This window comes from Mycobacterium venezuelense (assembly GCF_054919535.1).
This window is the reverse complement of sequence record NZ_JBONDW010000020.1, coordinates 42928-59577: the sequence shown is the minus strand read 5'-3', so window position 1 is coordinate 59577 and position 16650 is coordinate 42928. Positions and strand designations below refer to the sequence as shown.

Genomic DNA, 16650 nt, shown 5'->3' with positions numbered 1-16650 from the left:
CGGGCAAATTTACTCAAAACCGCAGGTTGTGGCGGGTGCTATTGCGTGCCGAGCTCATCGATCTCCGCGGTGACGTTGCGGCGTGCGGCATCCTCCCAGCGATTGCGCCCTGGCGCGGTGTGATAGAGCCCGCCCTCAAGCAAGTCGCTCAACACCCGCGCGCGTGCCGGCTTGAACACGTCGTCGGGAATGTCGGCATACTCCTCGCGCACCGCCTCGCCGTAGCGCCGGTACCGGTCGGGCGAAGCACCCAGCACCGACAGGTCCGCATCGCTGAGGACGGCGGCATTGACGTCGCCATCGTCGACCCGATGGGCCTTGGTTGCCAGCACCAAGCGGGCCACCTCGTCGCGCAGCGGTGACGAGGCCAGCAGCTCGCGGGCCAACTGGGCCGAGCGTTCCTCGTTGTCTTCGCGGCCGATCTCGTAGATCGCGTCGTGGAACCAGGCCGCCAGTTCGACGGCCTCCCGGTCGAACTCCACGCCGTCGTCGGCCAGCAGCCCGATCGCGTCGAGCACTTCGTGGAGATGCACCACATTGTGGTGCTTGCGGTGCGTTTCGGACCAGCGCGCCAGCAGGTCCTCGCGCAGTCGTTCGGTCAGATGCGCAGCCATGGCCACAGTGTTGCACCGGGCCGGTTGACCTGAACAGCCGTTGAGGTCGCACGATGGTGCGCATGGCAACCGACCTCACCGCTTACTTCACGCGGATCGGCTTCTCGGGGCCGGCGCGCGCCGATCTCGACACGCTGCGCGCCGTCGTCGCAGCGCACAATCGGTCGATCCCGTTCGAGAACCTGGACCCGCTGTTGGGCATCCCGGTGGTCGACCTGAGTTTGGCGGCGTTGCACGACAAACTCGTCGAACGCCGCCGCGGCGGATACTGCTACGAGCACAACGGCCTACTGGGTTACGTGCTGGAACAGCTCGGCTACGGAGTCGACCGCCTGGCCGGCCGGGTGGTGTGGATGAAGGAGGCCGACGCGCCACTGCCCGCACAGACCCACAACGTCCTGGCCGTGACGGTGCCGGGCCACGATGAGCGTTATCTGGTCGACGTCGGATTCGGCGGGCAGACGCTGTCCTCGCCGATCCGGCTGGCAGCGGGTCCGGTCCAGGAGACGCGCCATGAGCCCTATCAGCTCCTCGAACACGGGGACGGACTCGTGCTGCAGGCACAGCTCCGCGGGGACTGGAAGCCGCTGTACACCTTCACCACCGAGCCTCGGCCGCGTATCGACCTCGAAGTCGGAAGTTGGTATGTGTCAACGTATCCCGAGTCTATCTTCGTCGTCGGGTTGACTGCCGCGCTGATCACCGATGACGCGAGAATCAACCTACGCGGACGAAACCTGGCCGTTCACAGCCGCGGTGAGACCGAGCGGGTGCGCTTCGACACCGCCGCCCAGGTGCTCGACGCACTGAAAGGCCGATTCGGTATCGATCTGACCGATCTCGGCGACCATGTCGACCTCGAGGCCCGGGTCGACGAGGTGCTCGACACCTGAGGCAGACAGCAGGAAAAGTCATGTCCCTGGCAGCGGCGGCCGACCATACTCGGTGAATGTGAGCGTGCAGCCAAACGGACGGGACCGATTGCGGGAGTTGCTCGACGCGGTGGTGGCCGATGACAACGCCGGCGTCGGTGAGATGGCACGCAGCAGTCACGCGTCGGAATTCCACTTCTCGCGGGAGGTACGCCGACTCACCGGTGAACCGCCCGCCGCGTTGCGCAGGCGCGTGATGCTGGAACGTGCCGCGTGGCGGCTCCGGCAAGGCGAGGGGGTCGCCGAGGTCGCCGCCGCCGAGGGATGGTCGTCGGCCGAGGTGTTCTCGCGGGCGTTCCGGCGTGCGTTCGGGGTGCCGCCGTCACGTGCGAGCGCCGTCGGATTCCGCCTGGCGGCGCCGAACGGCGTGCACTTCCACCCGCCGCACTCGCTGTGGTGTGACGGCCGCGCCGGCGGTTCCGGGCCTGACATCGCGCAGTTCATGCTCGTACACGACATCGCCGACACCGGGTATCTGATCGAACAGGCCGCGGCGCTCACCGAAACGCAATGGCGACAGGAGATTTCACCCGGGCAGGTGGTGCTCGACTGGGACGGCCCCGAACCGAGCGTCGCCGCGGTCCTCGGCACGATCGTGTGGACGAAAGAAGTGTGGCTGGCCACTATCGAGGGTCACGACTTCCCGTCGCGCGCGACGACTGCGGAGGCGACCGCCGAACAACTGGCCGCGCATCACGAGGTGATCGGAAAGCGCTGGACCACAGTGGTTTCCGAACATTCCGCGGCGGGCCGACTGGCCGATACGGTGATCGACGCGCTGTGCGATCCCCCGGAGTCGTTTCAGCTGTACGGCATCGTCGCGCACGTACTGAATTACTCCGCCCACCGCAGGGGACTGACGCGCGCGATGCTCGCGCGCCACGGCATCGACACGCACCGGGGTGACCCGCTGGAATGGATGAGAAGGGACTGATGAGCAAGACCGTCTACTACACCGCATCAAGCCTCGACGGCTACATCGTCGACGACAACGACAGCCTGGACTGGCTGATCACGCGAAACATCGACCAGGGCGGACCGTTCGGCTACGACGATTTCATCAAGACCATCGGCGCGCTGGCGATGGGCTCGGCCACCTACGAGTGGATCGTGAAAAACGACCCCGACGAATGGATGTACGACAAGCCGACGTGGGTGCTGACCCATCGGCCACAGATCATCGTCGCGGGGCATCCGGTGCAGGTTTTCGAAGGCGACATCACCGATCTACACCCCAAGCTGATATCGGCGGCGGCGGGCAAGGACGTCTGGGTGGTCGGTGGCGGGCAGATCGCGGCGCAGTTCGTGGCCGCGGGCCTGATCGACGAGATGATCGTCAGCTACACGCCGTGTTCGCTGGGAGCGGGGTCGCGCGTGTTGCCGATTCGCTCGGAGTGGACGTTGGCGGAATCGGCGGTCAACGGCGACTTCGTGTGTGCCCGCTGGACGCGTGCCTAGATGAGAGTGTTCTCATGTGCGTCTCACCGACGGGAGACCCGCCACAAGCACGCTTGACGGTGTGCGCACGACGATCCTGATACCCATCGCGGCCCTGGCGATCGCCGGGGCCGCGACGGCCGTCGGCGTATCGCTGACCACGAGCGGGGAGGAACAGCCGATCGGGCCGATCGTCGTACACGCGCCGCAACGGCCGGCCACCGCCGAATCCGCCGCACCGCCACCGCCGGAGCCATCAGGTGTCCCGGCCCCGCCTCCGCCGGTCACCGAGGGTGGACTGCCCGCGGGCTCATGGGGCGATGACGACGGTGACGACGACTGGGGCGACGACGGAGATGACGACGACGGGGATGACTGAACCCGGCGATACCGTCGTTCACGCGCCCGCCGGGCAGTATGGGTTTCACCCCGCACCGAACCCCAGGATGTCGTCGATGCCCCGCAGCCCAGCGCGTTCGCGTCTGCGCTGGCTGCTGCCCTCGACCGCCCGGACCAGGATCATCGCGTGGATGCTGCTGTTGGTCCTGGCTGCGCTCGGCATCGTCACGTTCGTGACCTGGCGGCTGCTGGTCTCGGGTATCGACACGCGGATCGACGAGGCGCTGCGGTTCGAAGTCAGCGAGTTCACCGAGCTCACCGCGCCCGGCGTCAACCCGCGCACCGGTGAGCCGTTCGCGAGCGTCGACGAGGTGATCCGCGAAGCCATCGCCTATAACCTCGCGCGGCCCAACGAGAAGTTCCTCGGGTACGTCGACGGTGAATATCGCACGCAGAGCCGTCAGGAGCCCGGCACCCCGGAGGTGCTGGCAAGCGACCCCGAGTTCACCGCCCTGGTGGCGTCGCTGACCACCCCCACCGACGGGAACTACGCGCATCCTCAGGCCGGCGACGTGCGCTACCTGGCCATCCCGGTCACGCTCGACGGTGACCCCGGTCACGGCGTGATCGTGGCGGCCTACCTCAGCGATGCCGAGCGAGACAGTGCCGACGACGCGGCCCGGCTCATGCTGATCGTCGGAGCTCTCACGGTTCTCGGCGCGGCGGGCGCAGCCTGGTTGGTGGCCGGCCGCATCTTGCGGCCACTGCGCGATGTCGTCGACACCGCGCGCACGATCACGGAAACCGATCTGTCACAACGTATCCCGTCGAGCGGCGAAGGCGATGAGCTGGACGCCCTCGTCGGGACCGTCAACGGGATGCTCGACCGGGTCGAAGCCGGGGTATCGGCACAGCGGCGATTCATCGACGACATCGGCCACGAGTTGCGCACCCCCATCACGATCGTGCGCGGACATCTGGAGGTACTCGATCCGGGCGACCGGGCCGACGTGGAGTCGACCGTGGCGCTCGTCGACGACGAACTCGACCGGATGAACCGTATGGTCGCCGACCTCCTGCTGTTGGCCCGCGCCGAACAGCCCGCGTTCCTGCAGCCGGTACGAGTCGACGTCGGTGCGCTCACCGCCGACGCGTTCGGCAAGGTCGGCAGGCTCGGCGAGCGCGAGTTCACGCTCGACTCGTGCGCACGGGTGGTTGCGGTGCTCGACCCCCAGCGCATCACCCAGGCGCTCGTCGCGTTGGCCGACAATGCGTGCCGATACACCACACCGGGGGACCGGATCGGCATCGGCTCTCAACTGTCCGGTGGCTGGCTGCGGTTCTGGGTCTCCGACACCGGCCCTGGAGTCAACGAGGCCGATCGATCGCGGATATTCGAGCGGTTCGGGCGGGGCAGCGCGGGTGGCCGCCGGTCCGACGGTGCCGGCCTGGGCCTTTCGATCGTGCGAGCCATCGCCGTCGCCCACGGCGGTGAGGTGCTGCTCGACACCGTCGTCGGTCAGGGCGCGACGTTCACCGTTGTCATCCCCGCGCTGGTGGAGGAGGCGCCATGGCCCGCATCCTGATCGCCGAGGACGAGCCGCGGATCTCGTCGTTCATCGAGAAAGGACTGTCCGCCAACGGTTTTGCGGTGACGGTGGTGGCAGAAGGCGGTGCGGCCTACGAGTATGCCGTGACCGGGGGATTCGATCTCATGATCCTCGACATCGGCTTGCCGGACATGGACGGCTTCAGTGTGCTGCGCAAGCTGCGGGCCGCCCGCAACCCGATCCCGGTGATCGTGCTGACTGCGCGAGACAGCGTGCAGGACACCGTCGCCGGTTTGGAGGGCGGGGCCGACGACTACATGCCCAAGCCGTTCCGATTCGAAGAGCTGCTTGCCCGCGTGCGCCTGCGGCTGACGTCGAACCGCGCCGCCGAACTGACGGTGCTGTCTTACGGTGGTTTGCAACTCGATCTGCGGACCCGCCGGGCCCGCGTCGGCGGCGACACGGTCGACCTGTCTGCGCGCGAATTCGCGCTTGTGGAAACGTTTTTGCGCCACCCCGGTCAAGTGCTGTCCCGCGAACAGCTGCTCAGTCACGTGTGGGGCTACGATTTCGATCCCGGCTCGAACGTCGTCGACGTGTATGTGCGATATCTGCGCCGCAAGCTCGGCACGGACCGGTTCGTCACCCTGCGCGGGATGGGTTATCGGCTCGAGGACCTGCCGTAGCGGCGCCCGTCACCTGAGTAAGGTGACGGGCGCCGACGGTCGGGGCCTGCGTTCAGTCGTCATCCCAGTCGTCGTGGCCGTACCAGTCGTCGTCGCCCCAGTCGTCGTCATCGTCGAACGCCAACGTCGCGTTGACGGCCGTGACGGGGGCAGGCGGCGTGCTGTCGGCGAACGCGGTGCCCGCGCCGACGAGGCCGAGGCCGGTCAACGCCAGCCCGACCGTCATGACCTTCCATATCTCCGGTCGCTGCATGAGGTGCTCCTTCTTGTGTGTGGTTTCCCGACATCACAAGACTCACGGCCCTGCATGAGGCGTTCAGGAGCCGAAGATGAGCACCTTCTCATCCTCGCGGAGTTACTCCGGGGTGTAGCCGAAGGGCAGCAGGACGCTCTTGGCCTGGGTGTAGGCCTCGATGCCCTCCGGGCCGTTCTCGCGACCGATGCCGGAGTTCTTGTACCCGCCGAACGGAGCGCCCGGGTCGAACGCATACATGTTGACCGCGTACGTGCCGGTGCGGATCTTCGAGGCGATCTCCATGGCCTTGCCGAAATCGGTGGTGTACACGCTGCCGGCCAGGCCGTAGGGCGAATCGTTGGCGATGCGCACGGCGTCGTCCTCGGTGTCGTAAGGGATCACCGCCAGCACCGGCCCGAAGATCTCCTCCTGCGCGATGGTCATCGAGTTGTCGACGTCGGCGAACACCGTCGGCTCCACGAACCAGCCCGAATCCAGCCCCTCGGGCCGGCCGCCACCCGTGACGATCCTGGCACCTTCCTCGACGCCTTTCTTGATGTAGCCCTCGACGCGCTCGCGCTGCTTCTCGCTGATCAGCGGGCCGATCATCGAAGTCGGGTCGTCGGGCAGCCCGGCCTGCATCCCGGCGGCCGCGGCCGCGAGCTTCTCGACGACCTCGTCGTAGCGTGACCGGGGCGCCAGGATGCGGGTCTGGCCGACACACGCCTGCCCGCTGTTCATCAGCCCGGAGAACACCAGCATGGGCAGTGTCGAGTCCAGGTCGGCGTCTTCGAGGATGATCGCGGCGGACTTCCCGCCGAGCTCGAGCGTGCACGGCTTGAGCTTCTCGGCCGCGATCTTGCCGATCTCCTTGCCGACCGCGCTCGACCCGGTGAACGTGAACTTGTCCAGCTCGGGGTTGTTGGTCAGGGCGCGGCCGGTCTCCACACCACCTGGCACGACCGACAACACGCCTTCGGGCAGGCCCGCCTCGGCGAACACCTCGGCGAACAGGTTGGTGGTCAGCGGGGTCTCGGCGGCCGGCTTGAGCACGACCGTGCAGCCCGCGAGCAGCGCCGGGCCGAGTTTGTTGCAGGCCAGGAAGAACGGCACGTTCCACGCGATGACGGCGCCGACCACGCCGATGGGCTCCTTGAGCACCATGGTCTGGCCGTAGATGCCGTCGCGGATGTCCTTCCACGCGAACTTGTCGGCCGCACCGGCGTAGTACTGCAGGCCCGAGACACCCGCGCCGAACTGCATCATGTCGACGATCGTCGGTGGCTGGCCGGTCTCCAGCTTGAGCAGGTGCTTGAACTCCTCGGCCCGCGCGTTGACCAGCTCGACGGTCTTGGCCAGCACGGCCTGACGTTCGGCAGGCGACATCCGCGGCCACGGGCCCTCGTCGAACGCCTTGCGGGCCGCGGCGCACGCGGCGTTGACATCTGCCTCGGCGGCCAGCGGTACCTGGCCGACCTTCTCGCCGGTGGCGGGGGAGAAGACTTCGATGGTCTCGGAGGTCGACGGCTCGACCCAGTGGCCGCCGATGAACAACTTGTCGTAATCAGTCTTGGCGACATCCACACTCTGTGTCATGAGCGTCACACTACCCAGATTTCGGTGAAACGAGAACCTGTTCCAGTTGGCCGGTTTACCGGGGCCGCAGAACCAGCACCAGATTGCTCACCGAGAACTCGCGAAAGCCCGGCACCGACGTCATCCACCACGCCCATCGTGGGTGGTAGCGGGGAAATGCGGCGATCAGCGAGCCGGTGCTCGCCGCCCACTCCAGGCCGTCGGCGGCCGACACCGCGAACAACGACGATCCGTAGTCGTTCTTGGGCCGATGGCCGTGTTTGCGGGCGTAGCGATCGGCCGCTCTGGCGCCGCCCAGATAGTGGGTGAGACCCATCTCGTGACCGCCGAACGGGCCGAGCCACACCGTGTAGGACAACACCGCAAGGCCGCCGGGGCGGGTCACCCGCAGCATCTCGTTGCCCAGCCGCCAGGGATACCGCACATGCTCGGCGACATTCGACGACAGGCAGATGTCGACGCTGGCGTCGGCGAACGGCAGCGCCATCCCGGACGCCCGCACAAAGGTCCCCGCCCCCCGCTCCCCGGCCGGACCGGCGTGCATTTCACGCGGATCGGGCTCGACGCCGATGTACCGCAGGCCCGCGGCCTCGAAGGCCGACGCGAAGTAGCCCGGGCCGCCGCCGACGTCGAGCACGGTGCGACCAGCCGGGGAGTTGCCGGTAGCCCCGGCCCACAGGTCGGCCACCATCCCGACGGTGTCGTCGGCCAGCGCCCCGTAGAACCGGGCCGGTGCGGTCTGCTCGAACCGGAACTGCGACAGCAACCGCACCGACCGGCGCAAAGTCGCGCGGCGGGCAAAGCGGTCGGTCGGATTCACTCGCCTAACGTACTGGCCGGTACTCTCGACACGATGTCTGCTGCGCCCATCTCTTCCGTCCTGCTGCTGTGCTGGCGGGACACCGGGCACCCGCAGGGCGGTGGCAGCGAAGCCTACGTGCAGCGCATCGGCGCGCAGTGGGCCAAAGAAGGTATGAACGTCACACTGCGCACCGCACGCTATCCGGGGGCGGCCCGCGAAGAAATCGTCGACGGCGTGCGGATCAGCCGCGGCGGCGGTCCGTACTCGGTGTACATCTGGGCCGGTCTGGCGATGGTGCTGGCCCGCATCGGGCTCGGGCCGTTGCGCCGGTCGCGGCCCGACGTGGTCGTCGACACCCAGAACGGCCTGCCCTTCCTTGCTCGGCTGGCCTTCGGCCGCCGCGTGGCGGTGCTCGTGCACCACTGCCACCGTGAGCTGTGGCCGGTGGCCGGGCCGGTGATGGGCCGCGTGGGCTGGTTCGTCGAATCGAAGTTGTCGCCGCGCCTGCACCGCCGCAATCAGTACGTCACGGTGTCATTGCCCTCGGCGCGCGATCTCAACGAGCTCGGCGTGGATTCCGGCCGTATCGCCGTGGTGCGCAACGGTCTTGACGAGGCGCCCGAGCAGACGCTCGAATTGCCCCGCTCGCAGACGCCTCGCATCGTGGTGCTCTCGCGGCTGGTGCCGCACAAGCAGATCGAGGATGCGCTAGAGGCCGTGGCGCGGCTGCGGGCCGACATTCCGGGCCTGCACCTCGACATCCTGGGTGGCGGCTGGTGGCAGGAACGCCTCGTCGACCACGCCAACCTTCTCGGCATCGCCGACGCCGTGACTTTCCACGGCCACGTCGACGATGTCACCAAACACCGTGTGCTGCAGCAGAGTTGGGTTCACGTGCTGCCCTCCCGCAAAGAAGGCTGGGGGCTGGCCGTCACCGAGGCCGCCCAGCACGGTGTGCCGACCATCGGTTACCGCTCGTCGGGCGGTTTGACGGATTCGATCGTCGACGGCGTCACCGGGATGTTGGTCGATGACGGCGACGGTCTGGTTTCCGGCCTTAGGCAGCTGCTGTCCGATCCGGTGCTGCGGGTGCAGCTGGGTAGCAAGGCTCAAACCCGCAGCGACGAATTCTCCTGGGCGCAAAGCGCGGACGCGATGCGCAGCGTGCTCGAATCGGTTCGCGACGGGCGCTTCGTCAGCGGCCTGGTCTGAGCTCGGCTCTCGGGCCGAGCTTGAGCGGTGGTGTGGGTGCGCCCGCCTATGAGCGACAATGTCGCGGAAATCGCCTCTGCTGCATCGGTTGTCCCGCTGGCCACACCCGTTTTCGGCTGATTGGCTACAGGAGTCGACTGGCGCAACATCAGCCTCCGCAGTTACGTGCCCGCCTGCGCGCGACATTGTCGCTGAACAGGCGGGCAACGGATACCGCCCGCCCGCGGGGATCTGCATGACGGCGCTTGTGCCGGAGATTCCTGCTACTGCAGTTCTAGCGTTGGTGCGAAACTTCCGGCGCCCCAGCAGAACCGCGCCAGTAACGCTGCGGCGGTCCGTGGCGCGTTTTTCCGCCACAGCGTTACTGGCGGGGTTGCGCAGGCCGAACGAATACCGTGACGGGCAAGAATCTCGGCTGACCACCGCCGCGAGCGACATTGTCGCTGATAGGTGGGCGGCCGAATTTGCGTTACCAATAAGGCCGGTGAGGTCAGAGTAACCAATGTTGCTCACTCCGTGGGGCTCAAGTGAAAGACGTTGCACCCGAGGCGATTTCCGCGACATTGTCGCTCATAGGCGGGCAGGCCGGCACCTCACTGGGTGGCCGTCACGGCGTCGCGAACGCGCCGCTCTCGCAGCGCCGTGATCACCATGCCGAGCGCGCCCGCCGCCAAAATCCCCAGCCACACCAGATGGGCGGCGATCATCAGCGGCCGGCCCGACACCGTCGGTGCCGAGCCGCCGATGCGATGCACGGTGATATCGCCGTCGCGGTATGCCACCGGCAACGGCAAATTGGAAGGGATGCCGTTGGTTTGGACCACGAGCCAGCCGACGCCGGCGTCGGCAAGCGTCTGTTGGTCGGCTCCCGTGCGCAGCAGATCTTGAACCTCGCGGGCTCGGGCTCCCTCGCCGGGCACGATCTCGCCGCCGATGACAAGGTCGCCGGTCGTCAGCACGTCGGCCCGCACCCATCGAGGCAGCGGGTCAAGCACGGGCGCGGCGCCGGCCCAGTAGAACAGCCGCATGCTGTCGGGCGGCAACACCGCGACGGGTCGGGGATCGGCATTGATCACCTCGGCCGCGGCAGTCCATCCGGCCGGGTAGTGCACCGCGGTGACCTTGCCGCCGACGCCCCAGGCCAGGTCGGGCAGCACCGCGATGAGCGCAGCGCAGCACACCGCAGCCGCCGCACCGGCCGGTACCCGCAGCCGCTGCAATGTCTGCGGGGCGGCCGCCGCAGCCAGCACGTAGCCGGGCATCGCGAGCGCGACCCACTTCTGCCCGTCGCGCACGATCCCGAGGCCGGGAACCGCGCGGGTCACGGATTCGGCGACGGCCAATCCCGGTCCGGTGGCCATCGCCGCGGGAACGAGCACGGCGACCGCGGCGAGCACCAGCAACGGCACCGCCGCGGGCTTGCGTAGGACGACCGGAAGCCCGAGCGCGACGATTGTGAGCAGAACGGCGGCAGCCACGACCGCGAAAAGCCCCGCGCGGGAGGCGGGCACGGCATCGCTGTTCCAGATCCCGCCGAGGCTTGCCAGGCTGCCCAGAGTGGCCAATCCGGATTCGGCACGCGCGGCGAACGCCCGGACACCGGCGGCCGGGTCGGGCGACGACGAAACCGCACCCCCGACCGCTGCGGCCACCAGCCACGGCGCCGCGGCCAGCACAGCCGAACCGAGCCCAAACGCCGTGACCCGCCACCGCCGCCAGCCGTCGCCCGGTACTGCAACGCACGTCAGCGCCACCGCGGCGGCCATCATCAGCCCGGTCGGCGTCAAACCCGCCAGGGCGATCCAGAAGGCCAGCCCGAACGCCGCATGCCACGTGAAACCTTCGGTCCGCAGCCACACCACGGTCGCCGCCACCCAGGGGAGGCAGCCGTAGCCGACGAGCAGACTCCAATGGCCCTGCAGTAGCCGCTCGGCCACGTAGGGATTCCAGATCGCGAGCGTCGCCGCGATGAACTGGCCTGCGAGTCCAGCCTGCGGGAGCGCCACGGCAACGAGCCGAGCCGCGCCCCACCCGGCCAGCCACAGCCCGGCGACCAACAACGCCTTCACCACCACGCCGCCGTCGATGACGGTCGAGGCAACCGCGACGAAGAAGTCCTGCGGCACGGCGCGCGGCGCCGCCTCGGACAAGCCGAGCGCGGCGTCGGTCAGGAAGGACCGCGGTGTCGACACCGCGTCGCGCAGCAGCAGATAACCCGGTGCCAGCAGCGGGGCCGTCACCAATAACGACAGTGCCAGCGCATAGGCCGGCAGGAGGCAGGAGCGCCGACTCAGATCGGTCGGTCCGGAGGCAGGTCAGACGGCCGCTGTGCGGGCAGCTTCTCGGTCTTGGCCTCCGCACCCGGTACCTGGATGCCCTGGGTGTCGAAGAACCCGTGGTCGGCGGTGTCCAGACCGGGATCGATCAGCGTCGACTCCGCCCGCACCGCGAACGACCCCACGACCGCTCCGCCGACCAACGCGATCAGCCCGAGCGCGGTGAACGTGATCGGCAGGATCCGGGTCCACAATGCCACGCGGTCCCGCTCGTCCTGGGCGGCCGAGACCTGGGACTCGACGGTCTCCTCGGTCGAGGTCACTTTGTAGTCGACGTACGTCACCTCGGGCTTGAGGGCTTCGCGCGCGTAGTACTGGTAGCCGTGTTCCTCGGCCTTGACGATGGTGCCCGACACCGGGTCGACCCAGAAGGTGCGTTGCGCGGCGTAGAAGCGATCCATGGTGATCGACTCGTCCGGTTCACCGGGAACGCCCCACATCTCGGCGCGCGCGGTCACCGACGAATCGGCGTCGTCCTCGTACAGCGACGAGTACTTGACCGGCTCGACCAGTTTGCCTTCGGCGTCGTAGCCGACGTTCTGGATGAACCGGTAGGTGGTGAGCCCGTTGACGTCTTCCTCGCCGTCATAGTTCGCGTCGAACGGCTTCTGCGCGATCGGGTCGAAGAACGGGTACGTCTTCTTCTCGGTGTCGAACGGGAACCGGTAGGTCAATCCCTCGTGCGGCAGGGCGATGTTGGTCGGCGGCTTCTCGTCCTCGATGGCGCGCGGCTTCTGCACCGCACCACCTGGGTTGTTCTCGCTGGACACCGCGAGAGCCGTATTCCGGTTCACCGTGACGGTGTCGACCATCGCCAACAGCAGGCCGTTGTCCTGCTGGCGGTCGGTGCGGCGCAGCGAGCTGCCGACCTGCAGTGTGACCACCTCGGCGTTCGACGGCGCCTCGACACTGATCTGCTGCTGCAACGCGACCGGCACATTGCGGTCGATCGAGAACTTCTCAGCGGTGAGCGACGCCGGGTCGAAGGCGGTTGCGGTTCCGTCGCTGACCAGCGTGGTGTCGATGTCGAGCGGAATCTTGGCGATTTTGCTCTTGGTGTACGTCGTCAGCAACAGTGCGGCGATCAGCAGGGCAGCACCCAACCCCATGAGTCCGCATGCCGCGATACGCAGCGCCACAGCGCGGTTCAAACCGGGCCTCCTTCGGTGTGGGCCAACTCGTCCTGAGGCAAACCCGTTCGACCCTAACAGCACTATTTAAGGCCATTACTTACTACGACGGCATCCGGCCGTGTGCGTTAACCCGCAGTTTGGCGTGGGTGCGACCGGCCCGGCACACTGGTCGCCGTGACCACCGGAGAGTCGACGGTCGGCGGCACGCGCAGTTTCCTGCCGGCGGTCGAAGGCATGCGCGCCTGCGCGGCGATGGGCGTCGTGCTCACTCACGTGGCCTTTCAGACCGGTCACACCGGTGGCATCACGGGCCGCATCTTCGGTCGCTTCGACCTGGCGGTCGCGGTGTTCTTCGCATTGTCGGGCTTCCTGCTGTGGCGCGGCCACGCCGCCGCCGCCCGCGGACTGCGCGAACGCCCGCCGACCGGCCACTACCTGCGGTCTCGCATCGTGCGCATCATGCCCGGTTACGTGGTGGCGGTCGTGGTGATCCTGCTTCTGCTTCCCGAGGCCAAGGCCGACCTGACGGTGTGGCTGGCCAATCTGACCCTCACGCAGATCTACGTGCCGTTGACCCTTACTGCCGGCCTGACCCAGATGTGGAGCCTGTCGGTCGAGGTCAGCTTCTACCTTGTGCTGCCACTGCTGGCCTTGTTCGCGCGCCGGCTGCCGGTGCGGGCCCGCATCGGCGTGATCATCGCCGTCGCCGCGCTGAGCTTGTTGTGGGTACGCATCCCGTTCGACGGGACCACCGGGATGAACCCGTGGAACTGGCCGCCCGCGTTCTTCTCGTGGTTCGCCGCGGGCATGGTGCTGGCCGAGTTGACCGTGAGCCCGTTCGGCTGGGTGCACCGCCTGGCCCGGCGCCGCGTGTTGATGGCCGTCATCGCGGCGGTGGCGTTCGGCATCGCGGCCTCGCCGCTGGCCGGTCTGGAGGGCTTGCATCCGGGCTCGGTTGGCCAGGTGACGCTGAAGACCGCGATGGGTGCTGTGGTCGCGGGCGCACTGCTCGCCCCGCTCGTGCTCGATCATCCCGACACTCCACACCGGATTCTGGGCAGCCCGGTCATGGTCACGCTGGGGCGTTGGTCCTACGGGCTGTTCGTCTGGCACCTCGCCGCGCTGGCGATGGTGTTCCCGATGCTCGGCGAGTTCCTGTTCAACGGCCGCATGCTGGTGATCCTGGTGTTGACGACGGTGTTCGGGTTCGCGCTCGCGGCGGTGAGCTACGCCCTGGTGGAATCACCGTGCCGCGAGGCGCTGCGTAGGTGGGAGTACCGGCGCAAGCAGCCCGTCCCGCCGTTGGACAGTTCGATCACTTCTGAGCCGGAGCCTGCGCCAGCCGCGCGATGACGTCGTCGCGCACGGCCGAGCGCCTGGCCTTGCCCGCGTCGTCGCGCAGTGGCGCGTCGACGAACTCGACCATGACCGGCACCTTGTAGCTCGAGATCGCTTCGCGCAGAAACACCCGCACCGCATTGGTATCCAGGTCTGAGGTGTGGGTCTTCTGCACGAGGGCGTAGGGGACCTGGCCCAGATCCTCGTGGGGCACGCCGACGACGAGGCAGGACAGGACGTCGGGATGCGCGGCCAGGGCGGCTTCGATTTCGGCCGGGTAGACGTTGCGGCCACCGACGGTGAACATGTCGACCCGGCGGTCGTTGAGGTAGAAGTACCGCTCGGAACCGTCGTCGACGTAATAACCGAGATCGCCCAACGAATCCCAGCCGTCGCGGCTCTTCGCGGTGGTGCCCACGTAGCGGTAGGTCGGGGCACTGTCCGGCCCCGGCCGCATGTAGATCTCGCCGGTCACGCCCGGCGGGCATTCGTTGCCGTCGTCGTCGAGCACTTTCATCTCCCCGGCCACCACGGTTCCGACCGATCCGGGGTGCGCGAGCCATTGCTCACCCGAGATGAATGTCAGCGCCTGAAGTTCGGTGCCGCCGTACAGTTCCCACAACGCCTCCGGACCGAGCAGGTCGATCCAAGCCTCTTTGACCGCGGGCGGACATGGCGCACCGACGTGCCAGAACCGCCGAATCGACGACAGGTCATAGGCATTCGGATCCGCCCGGTACTCCGCGAGTGCACGCTGCATGATTGTGGGCACAGTGGTCAGGAACGTGACCCGGTGTTCAGTGATCAGGCGCAGGAACTCAGCGGGCTCGAATCGCGGCATGAGCACGAGATGCTGGCCCATCAGCAGCGCGATCGCGAACGTGGTGAATCCGGTGTTGTGGCTCATCGGCACCGACATGAGGGTGACGTCGTCATCCTGTGCACCGAGCGGAAATCCGATCAGGGCAGGCACGCGGCTGTCGTTGCCAGCCTCGATCAGCTTGGGCCGCCCGGTGCTACCGCCCGAGGCCATCGACTTCCACGTCGGTGAAACCGCCTCCGGCAGTGGCCCGTCCGACAGCACCGGAGCCGCCACGAAATCGTCCGGTACCCAAGGGGTCTCGCCGGCGTCGCGGCCGACGACGAGCGCCCGCGGCCGCAACGCGAGGATCCCGGCGAACTCCGCGTCGGGCAGCCGCGGCGAAAGCGGCTGAGGTATCGCACCGAGCTTCCATGTGGCGAGCACGGCCTGAACCCATTCAATCGAGTTGGGCAGGCAGATCGTCACGTAATCGCCCTGTTTCACCCCGAATTCGGCGTAGGCGCGGGCCAGCCGGTTGGTCGAACGGTCGAGTTCGCCGCGGGTGATGGTGCGGCCCGCACAGGTCACCGCAGGCCGGTCGGGGTCCGCTGCGGCCAGCCGCGCGGTCTGGGTGCCGATGGGCGGCACGAGCTCCGACATGTCAGTAGCCGCCCTTCCGATCGAAGATCCGGCGGGGATTGTCCACGAGCATCGTGGTGATCTGCTCGTCGGTGACGCCGCGTTGTTTGAGCGCGGGGATGACGTCGTTGTGGATGTGCAGGTAGTGGCTGTTGGGCAGCGCCGCACCGGTCATCTCGTCGGGCAGCGCGTCGAAATAACACCAGGTGTCGTGCGAGAGCACCATCCGGTCGGCGTGTCCGCGCTCGCACATCGTGGCGACGGTTTCCACCCGCTCGGCGAACGGCAGGAATACGTCCACCCCGAACCGGTCCATGCCGATGTAGGACCCGTTGGCGATGAGCTCTTCCAGATAACCGATGTCGGTCGTGTCGCCGCTGTGGCCGATGACCACCCGGGACAGGTCGACGCCCTCGTCGGCGAAGATCCGCTGCTGCTCCAGACCGCGGCGGGTCGCCGCGTGCGTATGGGTGGAGATCGGCACGCCGGTCTGGCGGTGCGCCTGGGCGACGGCTCGCAGCACGCGTTCCACGCCGGGCGTGACGCCCGGTTCATCGGTGGCGCACTTCAGGATTGCGGCTTTGATTCCGGTGTCTGCGATGCCGTGGTCGATGTCGCGCACGAACATCTCGGTCATCGGTTCGGCCCCGCCCATGGCAGGCCCGCGGAAGTGAAACGTCATCGGGATGTCGTTGTAGGTGTAGAGCCCGGTCGCGACGACGATGTTCAGCTCCGTTTCGGCGGCGATCCGGGCGATCCGGGGGATGTAGCGGCCGAGCCCGATGACGGTGAGGTCGACGATCGTATCGACGCCGCGCGCCTTGAGTTCGTTGAGCCGGTTGACCGCGTCGGCTTCGCGAGTTGCCTCGTCACCCCAGGACTCCGGATAGTTCTGGGTGAGCTCGGTCGACATGATGAAGACGTGTTCATGCATGAGCGTGACACCGAGGTCAGCCGTGTCGATGGTTCCGCTGGCGGTGTTTACAGTCGGCACCTGGC

Annotated in this window: 16 protein-coding genes; 8 read left to right on the top strand and 8 right to left on the bottom strand. The window is 67.6% G+C overall.

All coding sequences use genetic code 11. The features are described 5' to 3' along the window. Positions 1-38: 38 nt before the first annotated feature. On the bottom strand, positions 39-614 hold the full coding sequence (locus ACRCUN_RS27155) for an HD domain-containing protein (RefSeq protein WP_462144719.1): 576 nt from the start codon (positions 612-614) through the stop codon (positions 39-41). A 62-nt stretch (positions 615-676) separates the two neighbouring features. Here ACRCUN_RS27155 and ACRCUN_RS27150 point away from each other — a divergent pair, with 62 nt between their 5' ends. The 6 genes from ACRCUN_RS27150 to ACRCUN_RS27125 all read left to right on the top strand — a co-directional run bounded on the left by ACRCUN_RS27150 (position 677) and on the right by ACRCUN_RS27125 (position 5558). After that, positions 677-1507, top strand: a complete 831-nt coding sequence (locus ACRCUN_RS27150) for an arylamine N-acetyltransferase family protein (RefSeq protein WP_462144718.1) — start codon at positions 677-679, stop codon at positions 1505-1507. Between the two features lie 64 nt (positions 1508-1571). Next, positions 1572-2480: a helix-turn-helix domain-containing protein gene (locus ACRCUN_RS27145; protein WP_462144800.1), complete on the top strand. Its 909-nt coding sequence runs from the start codon at positions 1572-1574 to the stop codon at positions 2478-2480. Then, positions 2480-3004, top strand: a complete 525-nt coding sequence (locus ACRCUN_RS27140; protein ID WP_462144717.1) for a dihydrofolate reductase family protein — start codon at positions 2480-2482, stop codon at positions 3002-3004. The genes ACRCUN_RS27145 and ACRCUN_RS27140 overlap by 1 nt, the downstream gene beginning before the upstream one ends. Before the next feature lie 61 nt (positions 3005-3065). After that, positions 3066-3362, top strand: a complete 297-nt coding sequence (locus tag ACRCUN_RS27135; protein ID WP_462144716.1) for a hypothetical protein — start codon at positions 3066-3068, stop codon at positions 3360-3362. A 151-nt stretch (positions 3363-3513) separates the two neighbouring features. Continuing rightward, positions 3514-4908: a sensor histidine kinase gene (locus ACRCUN_RS27130; RefSeq protein ID WP_462144715.1), complete on the top strand. Its 1395-nt coding sequence runs from the start codon at positions 3514-3516 to the stop codon at positions 4906-4908. Next, complete coding sequence (locus ACRCUN_RS27125; protein ID WP_462144714.1) at positions 4893-5558, top strand: response regulator transcription factor; 666 nt, start codon at positions 4893-4895, stop codon at positions 5556-5558. The genes ACRCUN_RS27130 and ACRCUN_RS27125 overlap by 16 nt, the downstream gene beginning before the upstream one ends. 52 nt (positions 5559-5610) lie before the next feature. Here ACRCUN_RS27125 and ACRCUN_RS27120 read toward each other — a convergent pair whose 3' ends face one another. The 3 genes from ACRCUN_RS27120 to ACRCUN_RS27110 form a co-directional block, all read right to left on the bottom strand. Continuing rightward, a complete protein-coding gene (locus tag ACRCUN_RS27120) occupies positions 5611-5811 on the bottom strand; it encodes a hypothetical protein (protein ID WP_462144713.1) in 201 nt (66 codons plus the stop codon). Between the two features lie 102 nt (positions 5812-5913). Next, on the bottom strand, positions 5914-7389 hold the full coding sequence (locus ACRCUN_RS27115; RefSeq protein WP_462144712.1) for an aldehyde dehydrogenase: 1476 nt from the start codon (positions 7387-7389) through the stop codon (positions 5914-5916). Between the two features lie 55 nt (positions 7390-7444). Next, positions 7445-8209: a class I SAM-dependent methyltransferase gene (locus tag ACRCUN_RS27110; protein WP_462144711.1), complete on the bottom strand. Its 765-nt coding sequence runs from the start codon at positions 8207-8209 to the stop codon at positions 7445-7447. A gap of 33 nt (positions 8210-8242) precedes the next feature. On the opposite strand from ACRCUN_RS27110, the gene ACRCUN_RS27105 reads away from it, so the two are divergent. Next, positions 8243-9403, top strand: coding sequence for a glycosyltransferase family 4 protein (locus ACRCUN_RS27105; protein WP_462144710.1), 1161 nt, complete (start codon positions 8243-8245; stop codon positions 9401-9403). Positions 9404-9996: 593 nt separating this feature from the next. Here ACRCUN_RS27105 and ACRCUN_RS27100 read toward each other — a convergent pair. Continuing rightward, positions 9997-11676, bottom strand: a complete 1680-nt coding sequence (locus ACRCUN_RS27100; protein ID WP_462144799.1) for an MmpA family trehalose lipid delivery protein — start codon at positions 11674-11676, stop codon at positions 9997-9999. Between the two features lie 17 nt (positions 11677-11693). Further along, on the bottom strand, positions 11694-12890 hold the full coding sequence (locus ACRCUN_RS27095) for a cell envelope lipid trafficking protein PgfA (RefSeq protein ID WP_462144709.1): 1197 nt from the start codon (positions 12888-12890) through the stop codon (positions 11694-11696). 216 nt (positions 12891-13106) lie between these two features. Between ACRCUN_RS27095 and ACRCUN_RS27090 the strand changes: the two genes are divergently transcribed. After that, on the top strand, positions 13107-14225 hold the full coding sequence (locus ACRCUN_RS27090) for an acyltransferase family protein (RefSeq protein WP_462144798.1): 1119 nt from the start codon (positions 13107-13109) through the stop codon (positions 14223-14225). On the opposite strand, the gene ACRCUN_RS27085 is transcribed toward ACRCUN_RS27090, so the two are convergent. Together ACRCUN_RS27085 and ACRCUN_RS27080 are read right to left on the bottom strand one after the other, a co-directional pair. Continuing rightward, the gene (locus ACRCUN_RS27085) at positions 14188-15672 is read right to left on the bottom strand and encodes an AMP-binding protein (protein WP_462144708.1); all 1485 of its coding nucleotides are present in this window, start codon (positions 15670-15672) and stop codon (positions 14188-14190) included. The genes ACRCUN_RS27090 and ACRCUN_RS27085 overlap by 38 nt on opposite strands. Before the next feature lies 1 nt (position 15673). Next, on the bottom strand, positions 15674-16645 hold the full coding sequence (locus tag ACRCUN_RS27080; protein WP_462144707.1) for a phosphotriesterase family protein: 972 nt from the start codon (positions 16643-16645) through the stop codon (positions 15674-15676). Between the last annotated feature and the right edge of the window lie 5 nt (positions 16646-16650).

Excerpts from the sequence above, each read along its gene's own strand:
- ACRCUN_RS27155 (WP_462144719.1), bottom strand. The coding sequence starts at position 614 with ATGGCTGCGCATCTGACCGAACGACTGCGCGAGGACCTGCTGGCGCGC.
- ACRCUN_RS27150 (WP_462144718.1), top strand. The coding sequence starts at position 677 with ATGGCAACCGACCTCACCGCTTACTTCACGCGGATCGGCTTCTCGGGG.
- ACRCUN_RS27140 (WP_462144717.1), top strand. The coding sequence starts at position 2,480 with ATGAGCAAGACCGTCTACTACACCGCATCAAGCCTCGACGGCTACATC.
- ACRCUN_RS27130 (WP_462144715.1), top strand. The coding sequence starts at position 3,514 with ATGCTGCTGTTGGTCCTGGCTGCGCTCGGCATCGTCACGTTCGTGACC.
- ACRCUN_RS27125 (WP_462144714.1), top strand. The coding sequence starts at position 4,893 with ATGGCCCGCATCCTGATCGCCGAGGACGAGCCGCGGATCTCGTCGTTC.
- ACRCUN_RS27120 (WP_462144713.1), bottom strand. The coding sequence starts at position 5,811 with ATGCAGCGACCGGAGATATGGAAGGTCATGACGGTCGGGCTGGCGTTG.
- ACRCUN_RS27115 (WP_462144712.1), bottom strand. The coding sequence starts at position 7,389 with ATGACACAGAGTGTGGATGTCGCCAAGACTGATTACGACAAGTTGTTC.
- ACRCUN_RS27105 (WP_462144710.1), top strand. The coding sequence starts at position 8,243 with ATGTCTGCTGCGCCCATCTCTTCCGTCCTGCTGCTGTGCTGGCGGGAC.
- ACRCUN_RS27090 (WP_462144798.1), top strand. The coding sequence starts at position 13,107 with ATGCGCGCCTGCGCGGCGATGGGCGTCGTGCTCACTCACGTGGCCTTT.
- ACRCUN_RS27085 (WP_462144708.1), bottom strand. The coding sequence starts at position 15,672 with ATGTCGGAGCTCGTGCCGCCCATCGGCACCCAGACCGCGCGGCTGGCC.